At 55.3% G+C, this 15687-nt stretch carries 14 protein-coding genes; 4 read left to right on the top strand and 10 right to left on the bottom strand.

Translation table 11 applies throughout. The features are described 5' to 3' along the window. The 3 genes from OEL57_RS01625 to OEL57_RS01615 all read left to right on the top strand — a co-directional run. On the top strand, positions 1–628 hold a 628-nt coding region (locus tag OEL57_RS01625), incomplete at its 5' end, for a phosphate ABC transporter substrate-binding/OmpA family protein (protein WP_300736148.1). A gap of 73 nt (positions 629–701) precedes the next feature. Beyond that, a complete protein-coding gene (locus OEL57_RS01620; protein WP_349255181.1) occupies positions 702–1169 on the top strand; it encodes a methylglyoxal synthase in 468 nt (155 codons plus the stop codon). Positions 1170–1172: 3 nt separating this feature from the next. Next, on the top strand, positions 1173–1958 hold the full coding sequence (locus tag OEL57_RS01615; protein ID WP_300736142.1) for an FRG domain-containing protein: 786 nt from the start codon (positions 1173–1175) through the stop codon (positions 1956–1958). Between the two features lie 81 nt (positions 1959–2039). Here OEL57_RS01615 and OEL57_RS01610 read toward each other — a convergent pair whose 3' ends face one another. From OEL57_RS01610 to OEL57_RS01590, 5 genes are all read right to left on the bottom strand, one after another. Continuing rightward, a complete protein-coding gene (locus OEL57_RS01610; protein ID WP_300736139.1) occupies positions 2040–4013 on the bottom strand; it encodes a sensor histidine kinase in 1974 nt (657 codons plus the stop codon). Between the two features lie 8 nt (positions 4014–4021). After that, complete coding sequence (locus OEL57_RS01605; RefSeq protein WP_300736135.1) at positions 4022–5134, bottom strand: ABC transporter substrate-binding protein; 1113 nt, start codon at positions 5132–5134, stop codon at positions 4022–4024. A gap of 253 nt (positions 5135–5387) precedes the next feature. Continuing rightward, positions 5388–5771 (bottom strand): hypothetical protein, encoded by a 384-nt coding sequence (locus tag OEL57_RS01600; protein ID WP_300736132.1) that lies wholly within the window; start codon positions 5769–5771, stop codon positions 5388–5390. Between the two features lie 113 nt (positions 5772–5884). After that, entirely contained in the window at positions 5885–6235 is a 351-nt protein-coding gene (locus OEL57_RS01595) for a hypothetical protein (RefSeq protein WP_300736129.1), read from the bottom strand. 4 nt (positions 6236–6239) lie between these two features. Then, positions 6240–6740, bottom strand: a complete 501-nt coding sequence (locus tag OEL57_RS01590) for a peroxiredoxin family protein (RefSeq protein WP_300736127.1) — start codon at positions 6738–6740, stop codon at positions 6240–6242. A 126-nt stretch (positions 6741–6866) separates the two neighbouring features. On the opposite strand from OEL57_RS01590, the gene OEL57_RS01585 reads away from it, so the two are divergent. Beyond that, entirely contained in the window at positions 6867–7514 is a 648-nt protein-coding gene (locus OEL57_RS01585) for a Crp/Fnr family transcriptional regulator (protein ID WP_300736124.1), read from the top strand. 267 nt (positions 7515–7781) lie between these two features. Here OEL57_RS01585 and OEL57_RS01580 read toward each other — a convergent pair whose 3' ends face one another. From OEL57_RS01580 to OEL57_RS01560, 5 genes are read right to left on the bottom strand one after another with little or no spacing between them, the layout of a single operon-like run. Next, complete coding sequence (locus OEL57_RS01580; RefSeq protein WP_300736121.1) at positions 7782–8741, bottom strand: TIGR04442 family protein; 960 nt, start codon at positions 8739–8741, stop codon at positions 7782–7784. Between the two features lie 6 nt (positions 8742–8747). Then, positions 8748–9803 carry a prolipoprotein diacylglyceryl transferase family protein gene (locus OEL57_RS01575; protein WP_300736118.1) on the bottom strand — a complete coding sequence of 352 codons (1056 nt, stop codon included), beginning with the start codon at positions 9801–9803 and terminating at the stop codon, positions 8748–8750. Further along, a complete protein-coding gene (locus tag OEL57_RS01570) occupies positions 9779–12232 on the bottom strand; it encodes a glycosyltransferase (RefSeq protein ID WP_300736116.1) in 2454 nt (817 codons plus the stop codon). The genes OEL57_RS01575 and OEL57_RS01570 overlap by 25 nt, the downstream gene beginning before the upstream one ends. Before the next feature lie 15 nt (positions 12233–12247). Then, positions 12248–13237, bottom strand: coding sequence for a phosphatidylserine decarboxylase (locus tag OEL57_RS01565; protein ID WP_300736113.1), 990 nt, complete (start codon positions 13235–13237; stop codon positions 12248–12250). Next, positions 13206–15656: a hypothetical protein gene (locus OEL57_RS01560; RefSeq protein ID WP_300736110.1), complete on the bottom strand. Its 2451-nt coding sequence runs from the start codon at positions 15654–15656 to the stop codon at positions 13206–13208. Before OEL57_RS01560 ends, OEL57_RS01565 begins: the two co-directional genes overlap by 32 nt. Positions 15657–15687: the final 31 nt, after the last annotated feature.

The raw sequence follows: 15687 nt of genomic DNA, 5'->3' as shown, positions 1-15687 counted from the left end.
ACCCTATGTCAAGTCATCCAAGGCGGTGGCCATCAGCAGCGGCGGCCAACCGATCCTGCCTACACCCTTCACCGTTGCCACCGAGGACTACAGTCTTGCACGGCGCCTTTACCTCTACACGCCGGGACAACCAAAGAATCCCAAGATCAGGGATTTTGTCGAATTTGCCCTCTCACCGGAAGGCCAGTCCATTGTCGAAAAGACCGGTTTTGTGCCGCTCAACATACGGATCGGCAACTCATACATCCCCACCAATGCGCCGGAGCGCTACCGCCAGCTGGCCAGCGGATCAGATCGGCTCTCAATCACCTTCAAATTTGCAGCAGACGGCCAGCTTGACAACAAGGCCTACCGCGATCTTGACCGTCTGGTGCGGGCGATGTCGGCAAAAGAGCTGCAAGGACGGCAACTGCTGCTGTTTGGCTTTACCGATGATGCCGGTAATACCCAGACCAGCCTGGCGCTTTCCAATCAGCGGGTAGGCCAGGTGGCCCAGGAACTGCGCTCCCGAGGTATTATGGTTGCCGCTGCAGAAGGGTTCGGCTCCAGCCTGCCGATGGCTGACAACAGCACCAAAGAGGGCAAACAGCGCAACAACCGGGTAGAAATCTGGCTGGCAAAACGATAACTGCTACTGGAACCAATCCTCTAAACGGTGTACTGTTGCCATGACACACCACCAGCAGGAAAGGGAAACAACCATGCCGTCATACAATATCATCGAAATGGGATCGCGCAAGCGGATCGCCCTGGTGGCCCACGACCACAAGAAACGGGATCTGATTGAATGGGCCCGCTTTAACCGGGCCATATTGGTGGAGCATGACCTGTACGCCACCGGCACCACCGGCGCACTGCTCTGTGAACAGTTGAACCTGCAGGTCACCCGACTGCAGAGCGGACCACTGGGGGGTGATCAGCAGATCGGCGCAATGATCGCCCAGGGAGAGATCGACTTTGTAATTTTTTTCTGGGATCCACTGGAGCCGCAACCCCATGACCCTGATGTCAAGGCGCTGCTGCGGATAGCGGTAGTCTGGAATATTCCGGTGGCCTGTAACCGCGCCACCGCAGATTTTATGATCTCGTCATCCCTGATGCACGATCCCTACGACCGCATGATGCAGGATTACGAAGAGTACAAGCAACGCTTGAAAAATGTGGCCTGACCCATGATCGAGACCATTACTGTTCACTCCTGGGATGAACTTCAGCAGGCCCTGTTTGCCGATTCATGGAACGAAGAGCTGGGCCGCTACCGCTCCCGCTTTGCCTTCCGGGGACTGTCCGATGTTGACTACCGTCTTGAAACCACCCTGATGCGGCTGGGCGGCCAATACGCAGAGCTGGAACACCACCTGATGCGTAATTTCAAAAAGTACGCCCATCAACGGGTAGTAGAACGGGACTCCATCTGGCACTGGCTGTCGGTGGCGCAGCACTACGGCCTGCCCACCCGCCTGCTGGACTGGACCTATTCGCCCTTCATCGCCATGCACTTTGCCACGGCCAATATTGAAAAGAGTGATCTTAACGGAGTGGTATGGGCTGTGAATTACGTCAAGGCCCATCAACTACTACCTGACGTATTACGCCATAAACTTGAACAGGAAGGGGCTAACGTCCTAACGGTAGAGATGCTGTCAGAAGTGATTAAATCTTTGCCGGAGCTGGATGCCATTACTCAGGATGATGTTGCCGTTTTTTTTGAACCACCCTCCATCGATGACCGGATCGTCAATCAGTTTGCCTTCTGCTCAGTCATGACATCACCCGGCATGGCGCTGGACAACTGGCTGGAGCGACATCCTGGTATCGGCCACAAAATCATCATACCAGCTGACCTGAAATGGGAAATACGTGACAAACTTGACCAGGCCAACGTGACGGAACGGGTACTGTTCCCTGGGCTTGATGGTTTAAGCCGCTGGCTGAAGCGGCACTACAGTCCGCGTTGATTACGGTCAGACGCTGCGAATCATCGTCATATTAAATAGTATCTGTTCAAGCGACTAGACCGAATCCTGCTTTTGTTGCGCTCAAATTGCAAGAGCAGACAGCTTTACCGGTATGACAATCTGAAATCTGGCACCATTGCTGGTGGCTTCAACGGCAATGGTGCCACTGAAACTCCCTTCAATGATCTTTCTTGAGATATACAGTCCCAGGCCGGTACCCTGCGATTTATGTTTGGTGGTAAAGTACGGATCAAAGACCTTGTCAATCACCTCATCTGCAATCCCGCCGCCGTTATCTTCAACCACAATCTCAACAGTATCCTGAACCTGCTGTGATGTCACCCTGATGACCGGATCCGCCACAGCCCGGGCCTGCAGTATGTCACGGGCATTATTACAGAGGTTCAGTACAACCTGAGAAATGTCATTGGGCTGGCCCTGCAGCAGACAGCCTGGCTGCAGATCCAGCTTCAAGCTGATACCGGCGGCTTGAAACGAGGCCTGAAGCAGACCGGCTGCTGCCATGATGGCCGCTGACAGATCAAATTGCTGCACTACTTTATTCTGCTTGAAAAAATCCTGGAAGGTAGTGATGGTCTGAGACATATACTGAATGGTTTTCATGCAGTCTTCAGTGTGCTCATCAATCCGCTCGCCATCCAGCGCATTGTCATCATACTCAAGCCTGAGCGTCTGGATCATGATTGCCAGCTCATTCAGCGGCTGGCGCCATTGGTGGGCAATGTTCGACAACATCTCTCCCATGGCAGCAAGACGCCCCTGCTGGATCATAATGATATCCTTCTCCCGATTTTTAGACACTTCCTGTTGCACCCGGTCTTCAAGGGTCAGGTTCAGTGTCTCAAGCTGAGTCTGTTTAACCTGCAGACTTTGCTCTGCCAGCACCCGCTCAGCTATCTCCTGTTCAAGCAGCACTGCCTTTTCGTGCAGTTCCTCCTGCGCCTGTTGACGTTCTGCCACCTCGTCTTCAAGCAGTCGAGCACGTTCATGCAGGCTTTCTGACATCTTTTCCAGACTGTCTGCCAGGGCGTTAAATTCAGCAATGTTAGAATGGGGCCAGCCGCTTGTTTGCTCACCACCGGTACTCTGTTGTGCATGTCCAGCCAACGACTCAAACCGTTGCGACATCCGGCGGGTCAGGACCATGGCCACCCCAAAGGCAGCCAATGTTGTGGCTGAAAGTGCTACCGCCATGATACCCAGTGAGGTCCAAAGCTGGCGATAGGCGGTCTGGGTCGGACGTGCCACCAGCACCCACCAGTCAACCGTATCGATTTTATGCAGGCTGCCCACCATCTCAACACCGTTCAGCACCAGACTGCCGCGCACTTCTTTTGAGGAATTAAGGCGATCGCGAATCAGCGGGATGTTGTTCAGGTTCAGCTGCTGGGCAGTCCAGGTCCCTGCCTGATCGGCAACCACCTGCCCACGCCGGTCAATCAACAGGACTACCTGCTCGGAATCAGGAGTTGTCCGATGCAGAAATTCGCTCAGGTAGGCAAGATCAAACTCGGCAATCACAACATTATCTGCTGTCGGCACTGCCACAGCAACGGACAGTCCGCCCCCGACCACAGAAAGAAAATTGTCAGACCACTGTTCCACACCAGTACTTTTTGCCTTTTGAAACAACTCATTGCGAGAAAGATCCAGACCAAGCAGATCGTCCTGCAAAGCCTTGGACATATTGCTTACCCCAACGGCTCGTACTCGCCCCGCTCTGTCAACCAGATACATGGCACGTAGCCGTTTGAGCAATTGCAGGTTGATTGCAATAGCCTGCTGGACAGCAGCAAAGTGCTCATCATGATCAATAGCGCCTGCTACAGAAACAGCAGTGACACGTGATGTTTTAAAGTACGAATCAACCTGTCCAGCAATGGCCAATGCCAGTTGGCGATGATAGGAAGCGATCTCCTGCTCAGCCTGGGGCAAGAGCCATAAACCACCCAGCAACGCACTTAATCCCACGGGCAACAGGGTAATCAGCGCAGCAAAACGGACCAGCATATGACGCAATGGGCGTACGGTCATCAGGCTGTCTACTCTAGGGTTTGGTAGGTTCCGTTACGAACAATGGTGACCGTTGTTGTCCGGTTAGCATCACCGAAACGGTCAATCTGGTACTTTTGCTGCCCCCCCTGAAAACTGTTCAGGCGGATTATGGTTTGCTTAAGTGACTCTCCATCCTTGCGCGCAGCATAGGCATCCATGGCTACCAGTGCTGCGTCATATCCGGCCAGTCCGGCAAAGCCTGGTTCCTGACCACCAAAACGCTCACGGTACTGTTTCAGGAAGGCCTGATACCGCTCTGAGCGATCAGTGCGATTAACAAACTGGGAGACGATGACCCCCTCAGCAGCACCTCCGGCCAACTCGATAAACCGCTCGGTCGAGGCCCACTCTGCCATCTCAATCGGCACCGCTGCATCCAGCTTGCGGACCTGCTGGCAGATCAGGGCAGCATCAACAGCATTCGTGATGACAAGCACCAACTGTGGTTTCTGTTTCAGAAGCGTTATTGCCAGTTGACTGAACGAGGTTATGGGGGCGGAATGGTAGGTTTGTACCGCAACAACTGAACCGCCGAGCAGTTCAAATTCACGTCTAAAATCAGCAAACCAGCTTTCCGTGTAGGAACTATTATTCTGGTCATAGATTACAGCAACGGTCCGTCGTCCAAACTTCTGAACCTGATAACGGGCAACCTTGGTTGCATAAGAACCGGTGTCACCAATCACCCGCATAAAATTGTCATCCTTACCGGTAAGTGCTGTAGTTGTGACGGTGGGAGAAAGCAGGATACTTTTTGAGGCATTGACCTGCTCAAGCACCGCCATGGCAATGCTGCTGGTCATCGGTCCGATGATCAGCTCAATGTTACTGTTGAGCAAATCTGCAACTGCCTTTTTAGCAACTTCCGGATTTTGTTCATCATCCTTTACCACCAGCTCCACTGCCCGCCCATGAACACCGCCGGCTGCGTTTCTCTGTTCAATGGCCAGCATGGCGCCATTGCGGCCAGCCACACCAAGGTCAGCGACCCGACCTGACATACCACCCAGAAAACCGATCCTGACTAGCTCCTTTGGTGAGCAGGCGAGCAGCAGGCTGAAGAGGCAACAGACAACAGCCATTTTACAGAGAGGAAACATAGGCGTTTACTCCTCATTTGTTTGGAGACTCTGAAAGTCTACCTTAAAAGCAGGGGCTGTCAATGAAACGGCATGCTGCAAATACGTAGGGCCTTGATGAGACCATAAAGCAGGACAGGGAATCGGCTCCCTTAACAATCCTTCTCTACGGTTCTTCAAGGCCCTAATGATGAAGATGCCCGGCTACCATTTGACAGATTTGGTCGGGACTCCTGCTGACGGTACTATACCTGACATACCAGGCAGCCGCAGGCTACTTCTTATCGCGAATCCTGACGTGACACTCGGCACAGGTGGCCTTAATTTCACCCAGCCTCGTCTTTACACCGACCTCATCCTGCTTACCGGCTGCCTCAGCAGTGGCCTTTGCCAGGCCAGAGACCTTCAGGGTCAGCTCTTTGGCTAATGGATTAGGATGGCTCTCTCCAATTTTCCTGGTCTGACCAGCCAGCGCCTCTCCGTCTTTGGCAATATCTTCAAACTTCTTGGCAGCCAGATTTTCACCCATCGCCTTCATCCAACCAGCGCGGGCCTGCATTGCCTTTTGAGCAGGACGCAACTCAGGCTTGGCAGGTTCTGATGCATAGACAACGGAAGCGGCAGCGACAACAGCCAACAGGGCAATAATTTTTTTCATGGATAGATCCTTTCAAGGGTAGTTTGGTCTCAACAATACCATCAAGCAGGCAGCTGCCCAGCCTGCACAGACATTTGATCCGTAGCGCCGCACGGGCGCTAGTAGGCACTGCCTCAACAGTTGGCCACGACATTAATGTCATAACCATTTTGCTGAAACGCAGTCTTTAATGCGGTGCGCTGCTCCTTGGTCATCCCCTCAAGAGTTGCCAGCAGACGTTCCTTAACCTTGTTACTGTTGCAGATGCCATCCTTCAGGTCTTTTTGCAGCGGGGCTGGCAACTTGGAATCCTTGGCAATCCTGTCCATATCTCCGCTATCACACAGTATTCTCTTAAGCTCAGGACCGGAACTGGTAACATAAAAATGTTTAGCATCCTTGTAGACTAGAAAGTTGCCGGAACTGCAGCCGCTAATACCAAGGGCTGCAATCAGCACCACACTAAACTTCGACCAGAATTGCATAGAGTCACCGTCCTTTCAGATAGCTGTTTATTTTTGCCCGGACCTGGGGCGAGTTCCAGTCTACGGCGCCAATGATTTTTTCTCGCACCAGACCGGTACGATCAACAATGACGCTAACCGGCTGTCCAAACAGGCCATAACTGTCAAAATAGACATCTTTGTTACTGTCAAGCATGGTCGGAAACTCAAGTCTAAGCTTGCCAGCCAGCTCACGAACAGGCTTTTCAGCAGAATCAAGCGCAATGCCCAACACCACCAAGCCGGCCTGTTTCTGCTCCTTGTAAAGTTCATTGAGTGAGGGTAGTTCCTGCACGCACGGGGGACAGGTGGTAGACCAGAAGTTAAGCAGCACAAGCTTGCCCTTGTACCCTGAAAGCGACTGTCTTCCGCCTTGCAGGTCTTTAAGGGTAAAGTCAGGTGCCGGTGTGTTAAGCCTGACCGCAGAGCATGGAAGTGCCGTAGCCAGGATCACTACAACCAGAAACAGATTCAACATCCGACGCATGGCATCCCTCCTTGAATAGCAGTATGCAGTTCTGCACCAGAGTTGTCTGTGACATTGTCACAATTATGATTGCAGTCATCCCTATGGATAACTACTATATGCCAGACTTTGCAAGGAGGCACAGAAATGCGTAGCGCTGCCATTACTCCTGATGCATTTACAAACAGTTTTCCACGCTTCCGGTCTCATCAGGCCCTGCTTGAGGGTTTACTGGAACAGGCACAACGGCAATCATTTCAAGCCGGCACGCATCTGTACTGGGAAGGTGATTCCTGCTCCGGCATCGCCTTTTTACTTTCAGGCAGTATCCGCGTCTACCGTTGCAGCGAGGCAGGACGGGAAATAACCCTCTACGAAATAGGCGCCGGTGAAACCTGCATCCTGAACGCCTCCTGCATTCTTGGGGAAAAGCCCTACCCGGCCAATGCCGTTACCCTGGCTGCAGGGGAGTTTGTCCTGATCCCGGCTGCCAGTTTCCGCCGGATGCTGGGCCTGCACGAACCGTTGCGCAGCATGATATTTTCGCTGTTAAGCGAACGGCTGGGCGATATTATGGAGCTGGTCAACGAAGTTGCCTTCAGAAGGATGGATGAACGGCTGATGGAGTATCTGGTTGAAAAATCTGACAATAGGCTGCTGCTGTCCACCCATCAGAAGATTGCCAGTGACCTTGGCACCTCCCGTGAGGTTGTCAGCAGGATTTTGAAGGAATTTGAACGACAGGGAAGATTGCAGCTGACCCGTAGCGAGGTCAGACTGCTGCAGGACAGCTGATTACTCCTCGCGCACCTCAGCAGCAAAGATATAGATCTCACAATCCTTTTTCCAGCCGATTCCGGCAGGCAAGCCTTCAGACTGGTATGACGCAGAAAGGTCTCCCGATCCAAGCCTTATTCAACCGCCACTTGGGGAAAAACCGGGGACTTCCCGGTTTTTGGGGACAAACTTGGCCAGGCCAACGTGACGGAACGGGTACTGTTTCCCGGCCTGGATGGTTTGAGCCGCTGGCTGAAGCGGCACTATAGCCCGCGCTGAGGGTAGTCAGACGCTACGAATCAGATCCAGCATATCTGACGGCAGGCCGTTACGGCGGCAGTACTGATCCTCAAGATCTTCAAGGTAAAACAGGTCAAGGCCTGATTTTTTGATGAAATCCTGACGCAGAGCAGTGTTGCCCTGCACCACCTGCGGCAGGATGGCGTTGGAATAGATCGCCTCCAGCTTTACCAGTTCAAACGCCTTCTGAAACAGACTATCCGGGATATCACCCTCAACAGCGTGGCGCTGACGCAGCTCAATGGTGGTAACCCGCCGGATAATCTCACGTCCCTGAGGGGTACTCATGGCAGCCTGATTCAGCCTGGACTGTTCAACCACTATTTCCGCCAGCAACATGAAGAGCCGTTCTTCCTTTTCCAATTGCTGCAGCCGGTTGACAATTTCCTGTACAGCCTGCAGATCAAAAAACTTCATATCATTTTTCTGTGTCTTTACTGTCTGAATCCGGGCCAGACCATCCACCAGCAGCTTAACCCTGCGCCGTCCGTAACTATCCAGCAGCGGGCTTTTAAGCAGATCATCCACCATCAAGCGGGCAAAAAGTCCGCCAGCAATCGACTCAAACCACTCCATATCATGCTTCAGCTCCACCAGCAGCTCCAGATCAAGCAGGGAACTGCCCATAAAGGCCAGGTGGTTCAGGTGGCCGGTGGCCAGTTCCAGCCGGTGAAAGTAGCCGGTCAGCAGGGTAAATCGTTTTTTGACCGCCTGCGGGGCACCGTCCCGGATCTGCTCATCCAGCTGCTTGCCCAGTTCAAACAGCAGCGTATCAAAAGAGTGGTCAGCTGCGACAAGGGCCCGTTTACGGGCACAGAGTAGTTGCATCACCTGTAGCCGGGACAGACCGGTTGAGCCTGATCCATTCAGCAGCACCAGCTGCTGTAGCAGGGCCAGAGCCTCTTCAGCGTTTAGCTGATTGGGGTGATGCGTCATGGTTGGCATGCCGCATCAGACCCGGTCATGGTGGACATGAAAGCTGAGCGTTGCCCCGGTAACGGTGCTGCGCCCGGTGTAGAAGAAGATGATGCACCAGATTCCCTGCAGAAACAGGATCTGGGCCGGGCTCCAGATGCTTTTTAGTCCTGCAGCGAGTTGAGCAGGTGCGCTTACGTCGCCCCCCAGCAGCCAGACCATGGCAAAGGCATAGAGCACGCCAACAATTCCCATGATCTGATAGGCAGAGATCCGGCCTTCTCCGCGGTAATCAGCCCGCATGGTTTCTGAAAAAGAACGCCAGCCCTGTGTAACCGTGGTGGCCAGCAGAAAGGCAGCAGCATGGTGGGAGGCAAGAAACAGCGCGGTTGCCAGCAGACCGCAGACGGTGTAGAGCACCGCAGTTAGTGCCTGGACCGGAATAACCTCAACCCCCTCCATATCCCCTGCATAGGCAACCTTCTTGGTGCTGCCCTGAAACACAAAGCCGCGTCCGCTGAAGAGACGCGACAGCAGACTAGAACCGGAGTCAACCGGTTTGCCGTAGCAGCAGCCGAAGCTGATGCAGGCCAGCCGTCCCAGCCCCTCACCAAAGGCATAGGCGATCGCAATGGCGGCATAGGCTGCCATAACCGGAATCTGAAAGCCCAGCTGCGGACCTACCAGCCGGTTCAGCAGGCTGATCAGCAACGGGGTGATGATGATCCCCACAAAGACCGCCCCGCCAACGGTAAAGGTGTGGGCCTTTTTCTCCACGATCCGCGCCACCAGCCGTGAGGCAGGTACGCAGCAGCAAAGCATGGCAGCTGCCAGGATGGCGGTTGTGAGGGGAGGCACACCCACCGATCCCAGCAGCACCAGCAGCACCGCCACAGCCACCAGATAGGCGTTGGCGGTAAGAAGGCCGTACCAGGTAACGTTGATACCCTGCCAGCCGTTGCCATGGGGATCTTTTGCTATCGGCACCGCGGCAACGATCTGCCAACGTTCAGCCGGTAAAAATAGAAAGCCCCACCAGAGGTAGGCGCCGAGCAGGAATGTTGCAATCAACAGGAACAGGGCTGCGGACATGGATTCTCCCCCAAGGTGGAATAACCGGCCTCCGTCCTGAGACCGGGCTGCAGGATGGTGCTATAGGTATCTGATGCGTGTGGTGCCTTTGCCAGCACAAAACTCCGGGCATTCTCTCCCATCAGGGAGAGAATCAGGCGATTGGTAGTCATACTGCGGATTGCTCCGGTCAGTTCATCCTGGTTACCGGCACTGAACACCATGCCGGTCTCACCGCTAAGCATCAGCTCACGGGGGCCACCTGCATCTGAGACAATCACCGGCACCCCCGAAGCCTGGGCCTCCAGCACGACGTTGCCGAAGGTGTCGGTGGCGCTGGGGAAGACGAACAGGTCTGCCGAGGCATAGGCCCGCTGCAGCTCTTCCCCCTGCAAATAACCGGTAAACAGCACCGGATAGCCAACAAGGGCTGCCTCCATCTCTTCGCGGTGAGGACCGTCGCCAACCACCGCCAGACCGAGCTCCGCACCTTCATCAACCAGCCTGCAAAAGCTCTCCACCAGCAGATCCAATGCCTTTTCCCGCGAGACCCGGCCAACATAGAGCAGGGTGGTCCTGGCGCTGAGACCACGCTCAAGCCAGAAGCGCTCAACCCTTTTGTCAGGCGAAAACTGTGCCATATCGACCCAGCGCGGCAGCGGCTTCATCTTCTCCAGCGGCAGACCATGGGAGAGCAGCTGTTCACGCGTGCTGGCTGAAGGCACCATGACTTCTTCCATCTGGTTGTAGAACCAGATCATATAGTTCCAGGCAACCTGTTCCAGGAATTCGTCATCGGCAAGACGACGCACGTATGGTGGAATTTCAGTATGATAGGTGCCGGCAACAGGAATATTCATCAGCCGGGCGATCAGAAGCCCCAGCAGGCCAACCGTACCGGGAGTACTGACATGGATACGGGTGATCCCCTCTTTCTCAATGTAGTTCAGCACATCCAGAATCGGCGGGAAGCTGAGCTTCAACTCGGGATACTCAGGCAGCACAAAGTCACCCACCGCCTGGAACTGTTTCACCCCGGCAGGTGCCGCCTGGCTGCCATCGCCGGAGGTGATCACGGTCAGGCTGATCCCGCGCTCCTGGGCAGTCCTGATCAGACGCCGGATCGTCATGGCCACGCCGTTGATCTCATCCAGCGTATCGGTGAACAGGGCGATCTTCTCCTCCACAGGCGGAAACGGGATCTCCGGCAACCGCTCTGCAATATCACGGATCAGCTCCTTGCCCTTGTGCTGATGATGAAAGGCCAGGTAGTAGGGGGAGATCAGCAGATGTACCAGACCGATGGTGCCTGCTGTGTTGAGGTAATCAAAAAAACCGGCCTGCATGGAAAGCGACATGAAGCGGTTGGTGTACTGGTACAGAATCCGGTTCACCAACCGGCTGGTGACCATAAAGATCTTCTGGTTCAGGTCGGCACCCTTGATCCCTTCCAGAAAGGCGGTGTCATTGAGCAGCTGCCGGGCCTCGCTGTCCAGCAGTTCTTCAAAGCCAAGCTCCCGTGATGAACGTTTTTCCGGCAGATTCTTCAGCACAAACAACCTGATTTTTTCCACAAAGGAACCTTTGTCCGTGCCCAGATTAAAAAAACGGTCCAGCAGGACGCTGACAAAGGGGGTGGCGCTCCGTCTGCGCTCGCCGAAACGCTCACGATAGAAGCTGTGAGCCACACCATAGAGGCTATGGGCCATGGTCAGCGGCCCGCCATGTTCCCCCTCTGCCCAGGTGCCGCCTTCCCGAACCGCATCAAGAAAAGCATCAAGATCCTCGCCGTGGTGGCTGCAGGTATGGGCCCGGGCAATGAACAGGCCGCCGTGGTCATCGGAACCACCCACCACCCCCTTACGGTGCGGTTCGTCACCCAAAGGTGCCAAGTTGTGTTTATCAGCCAACCGCTCGATCAACGACTGGGTCAGGGTTCCCACCAGTGTCGTGGTAAAGCTGTTGAACCGGCTGGCCCGGCAGCCGTTCCGGATCTCGAAAACCGAAAACAGCAACAGACATTTTTCAATAATCTCCACGGTCAGCTTATCGTTCTGGGCATAGAGCGGGTGGGCCAGAAAATGGGCGATCCGCTCCTGATTGAGGTAGGTTGTCAGCTCATAGACATTTTTACGCAGCGCCATGATCTGACTGAACTGGGCCTCGGAGATATGCAGCACTACCAGATGGACCTTACAGCCGTTTTCAGGAAAGTGGGTGGTTATCTCGGCGCTGATGAAGGCATTGGGGAGATGGGCGATCTCCAGTGCCCCACCGATGGCGTTATGGTCGGTGATGGTGACGTAATCCATCCCCCGCGCCAGGGCGATCTGGTAGAGCTGCCTGGGCGAGGTGTAGCTCTCCGGGCAGTTGAATTTGCGCATGGCCCAATAGGTCGGCTTGTTGGAATAGCTGGAATGGACGTGCAGGTCTACTTTAAAGGTCTTCATGATCATATCACCCTGTCAGTTCTTCAGTGCCAGCAGCGAACGCACCCTGATATCGGTCTCCACCAGTGGTTTTTCAAACCCCTGCGTAAAGCGGCTGACGACTCCGCTACGCCGCTGATTCTGCAGCAGGTCTGCGGAAAAGCAGACCCTATTGGGCTGGAAAAGCAGGATATCGGTGCTGCTGCCGGGGCGGTAGAGGCTCTTGGGTTGCCCCTTTTGCAGAAACATACCAACCCTGACCTGTTGCGGGTCATCATAGCCCTGGTGGCTGTAGGCCTGTAGGATATCACCGATCATCAATGCCACCACCTCCACCATCGCCACCAGCCCGACCCGGCTGCCCGCTTCAACATCGGTGTCGATCAGGGTCACCACCCGCTTGTTCTTGGAATAGGGGGTGACCATGCTGACCACGGCGGTTGGGTTGCAGCAGTGGTAGGCGCCGTCAATGCTGTAGAAGTCAACCACCTTGCCGCTGACCGGGAGATGGTTGTAGTGGTACTTGTCCGGGGTTAGGCGGAACAGGGCAAAATCACCGTTTGCGAAACGATGGCGCCAGAAGCTGCGTTCAGGGCCGATCAGCTCTTCAAAGCTGAAAAACTTATCCTTCAGAAAGAACAGCTCTGTCTCCTGCAGCGAACCGACGATCACCCGTGCATCAGCCGGGGAGACTACCGCAGCCGGATCATCCGGCATCGGGCGGCACTGTTCGTACCTGATCCTGCGTTCAAAGACCTTGCGTGCCGTATCCAGCGTGTGCGGCGGATCAAGGCATTCTTCAAGGTCAATGCCGCAGCAGGCAGCAAAGCCCTGACGGTTCAACAATGGACGATCAAAATTGACCGCTCCCAGCACCTGGGATGACCAGCTGCTGGTCAAGAGACGGAACAGCGCCGTGCTGTTTTCCCGGACCTGATGGTAGAGCAGTTGCACCATCCGGTCACCCAGCAGCTGCTCGGTGACCACTGCGCCGCTATCCCGCTCGATATACTGGTGCTGCAGCATCCGGTTCACTCCTTCCGGTCATGGTCTGCTGCTGATCATGATGCACCTTTACCAGCAGCAGGTTCATCAGGCGCTGCAGGGTCGGGATATCGGCCTTTTCCTGCAGGATATCCTGCCGGATCAGTGTCATACACTGATCCGCCCCCTGCCCCTGCAGGACCAGCAGCAACGCCTTACGCAACGGTTCATCCAGCTCTGCCACCTGTTGGTCAAGCAGGCGACATTCCCCCTGCAACAGCTCAAAAGCCTCGGCCATCTGATGTCTGCGCAGGGTGGTGCGATAGTACTCTTCAGCGCCGCTATTAAAGTCACGGGCCTCGGTGTTCAGGGCGGATCTGCTGCCCAGCTGTTCAAGGATGCCACCTGTCAGGCGGCCGCTGGCAGCATACTGCTCCGGCTCTCTCAGCCGACATGCAAGATCGGCAATGGTATCCTGCAGCCCCATCTGCTCGATCAGCTCAGCCCCATCCTCCCGCAGGGTCCGCAGCAGTGCCAGCCGGTATTCATGGATCTGGACCCGCAGATAGCCGGGATAGCGTTTACTGGGACGTACCCCCTGGGTCTTGCCGATGATCCGGCCCAGGAAGCTGTTGGCAGTATCCTTGCTGACAAAGAAGGTGGGCAGGCCGATGGCTGCACCAAAAAAGATCTGGCGCCGCTCACTCTCCAGAGACGGGTCATCCGGTATGCCCTGATGATCAACCCCTTCAGCCATATACTTGTAGGCCAGGGCCGTGATCAGGGTCTGCAGGTCAGCCGCACGCCCCATATCTCCGCCAAAGGTTGGAAACAGGCTGTAGTGGCGACCTTCAAAGCCGGAAAAACCCATTTTGGCGAATTCACGCTGTTTATAGAGCAGGTAGACCGACATCTGCTCATCAAAAACACCCATATCAGCCAGATCCCGCCGCAGCAGATCGGTGTTGCCGAGCTGGCCGTTCAGGGCCGGGCTGCGGTCGGTTGAGAGCAGGCAGACCAGGTAGTCCACCAGACGGTAATCCGGTACAAAATCACCTTTCAGGCCAAAGGACCGGCTGATGAACGAATCCAGGGCCGGAGGACCAAACGGCGTGATCGATTGGCCAAAGATGGAGATATCCGCTTTTTTGCGCCAGCGCCGCCACACCATCCGCAGATGGGTGTAATCAAGTTCATGGGGCAGGAACCCCAGTGCCTTTTCAGGATGGAAATCACTGAAAGCCAGCCGGAACGGGGCAGCCGTATAGGTCCCGACAAATAACGGCAGAAAATGCTCACTGATCTTGATGGTCAGATCACCCAGCAGCTTTTCGTGAACCGCCTTGAAGCCCGATCCGCTGTCCTGCAGGGCCGCAGTCAGCCTGCGGCTGCCGATGCTGATATGGGTGCCGTTGTTGGCCAGGCTGACATTGGAAACATTGGGCAGCACCACCAGATTGTTGAGGATGATCCCGGCATCGCGCAGCTTGGCCACGGCGTTGAGTTGACTGCGGGACAGCACCTGATGGCAAAGCTGCATATAACGAAACTTGTCCTCACCCCGGTCCCAGCCGGACAGGCAGGGGCTCATGAACAGCTCCCGGTAGAAGCTGTCCGGGATATGCTCGTTCAGCTCCTTCTGCCGTACCGGCGGATGCGGGGCGAAATAGGCCATGGCCTGCTGGCCATGTTCGCTGAGACCAAAGGCCTGATTGGCGTACTGGAGCAACAGTTGGGTCATTAGAAAGCGGATGGCGGTTTCCCGGGCAATGGCCGCCCCCATGCCGTTGCGGGGAGTCAGGGAAACCACATTAAAGGAAAAGGTCTCCGGCGAGGTATTGTCGTTCAGGTAGTGCCCCAGCAAGCGGATTCCGGTCTGGCGGATCAGGTCCGGCAGGATCTGCTGAGATCCGATCAGGTCAGCCAGGGCCAGCTTGATCAGGTAGCTGATCGGCAGACGCAGCATGACCGTGCCATCCGCTGCATGGAAGAAGAAACGTGCCGAATCTGCCCGCTGTCCTGCCGCCGGATTCTGCTTGTCTGCCAGCAGATCCTGGTCGAGCACCTGGCGTGCATAGGCTGAAAGCCGCTTGAGCGGGAAACGGACCCAGCTGTTTTCCCAGACATTGCTGCTGTTGTCGGCCAGAAAACGCTCCAGATCTGCCACCGCCCGCTGGGAGGTTTCGCCTGATGCGGCCCGCTTCATCATGTTGGCAAAGTAGTTTGATTGCTCAATGATCAGCGGCAGATCAACCTGCTGCCTGCCCCCGGCCACCACCGCCTGTAGCTCGCTTTCAGACCCGGCAGTCACATCCCCGGCGGAAAATGGTAGCGTAGTTGCCAGCCCGTCCGGCCGGTCAAGATTGACCCCAATCAGGGTCAGGGCATGAAGGATCGTGTCATGATCCAGCCTGGGTTCTCTGCTGAATTTTGTGTACCGTGAACACAGTGATTCCGGCATCGGGGCCTCATGTTGTCTGAAGAATCAAATG

This window comes from Trichlorobacter sp. (assembly GCF_030247655.1).
GTDB lineage: Bacteria > Desulfobacterota > Desulfuromonadia > Geobacterales > Pseudopelobacteraceae > Trichlorobacter.
This window is presented reverse-complemented; position numbering and strand designations above follow the sequence as displayed.

Excerpts from the sequence above, each read along its gene's own strand:
- OEL57_RS01580 (WP_300736121.1), bottom strand. The coding sequence starts at position 8,741 with ATGCCAACCATGACGCATCACCCCAATCAGCTAAACGCTGAAGAGGCT.
- OEL57_RS01610 (WP_300736139.1), bottom strand. The coding sequence starts at position 4,013 with ATGACCGTACGCCCATTGCGTCATATGCTGGTCCGTTTTGCTGCGCTG.
- OEL57_RS01570 (WP_300736116.1), bottom strand. The coding sequence starts at position 12,232 with ATGAAGACCTTTAAAGTAGACCTGCACGTCCATTCCAGCTATTCCAAC.
- OEL57_RS01590 (WP_300736127.1), bottom strand. The coding sequence starts at position 6,740 with ATGCGTCGGATGTTGAATCTGTTTCTGGTTGTAGTGATCCTGGCTACG.
- OEL57_RS01565 (WP_300736113.1), bottom strand. The coding sequence starts at position 13,237 with ATGCTGCAGCACCAGTATATCGAGCGGGATAGCGGCGCAGTGGTCACC.
- OEL57_RS01600 (WP_300736132.1), bottom strand. The coding sequence starts at position 5,771 with ATGAAAAAAATTATTGCCCTGTTGGCTGTTGTCGCTGCCGCTTCCGTT.
- OEL57_RS01585 (WP_300736124.1), top strand. The coding sequence starts at position 6,867 with ATGCGTAGCGCTGCCATTACTCCTGATGCATTTACAAACAGTTTTCCA.
- OEL57_RS01560 (WP_300736110.1), bottom strand. The coding sequence starts at position 15,656 with ATGCCGGAATCACTGTGTTCACGGTACACAAAATTCAGCAGAGAACCC.
- OEL57_RS01620 (WP_349255181.1), top strand. The coding sequence starts at position 702 with ATGCCGTCATACAATATCATCGAAATGGGATCGCGCAAGCGGATCGCC.
- OEL57_RS01575 (WP_300736118.1), bottom strand. The coding sequence starts at position 9,803 with ATGTCCGCAGCCCTGTTCCTGTTGATTGCAACATTCCTGCTCGGCGCC.
- OEL57_RS01615 (WP_300736142.1), top strand. The coding sequence starts at position 1,173 with ATGATCGAGACCATTACTGTTCACTCCTGGGATGAACTTCAGCAGGCC.
- OEL57_RS01595 (WP_300736129.1), bottom strand. The coding sequence starts at position 6,235 with ATGCAATTCTGGTCGAAGTTTAGTGTGGTGCTGATTGCAGCCCTTGGT.
- OEL57_RS01605 (WP_300736135.1), bottom strand. The coding sequence starts at position 5,134 with ATGTTTCCTCTCTGTAAAATGGCTGTTGTCTGTTGCCTCTTCAGCCTG.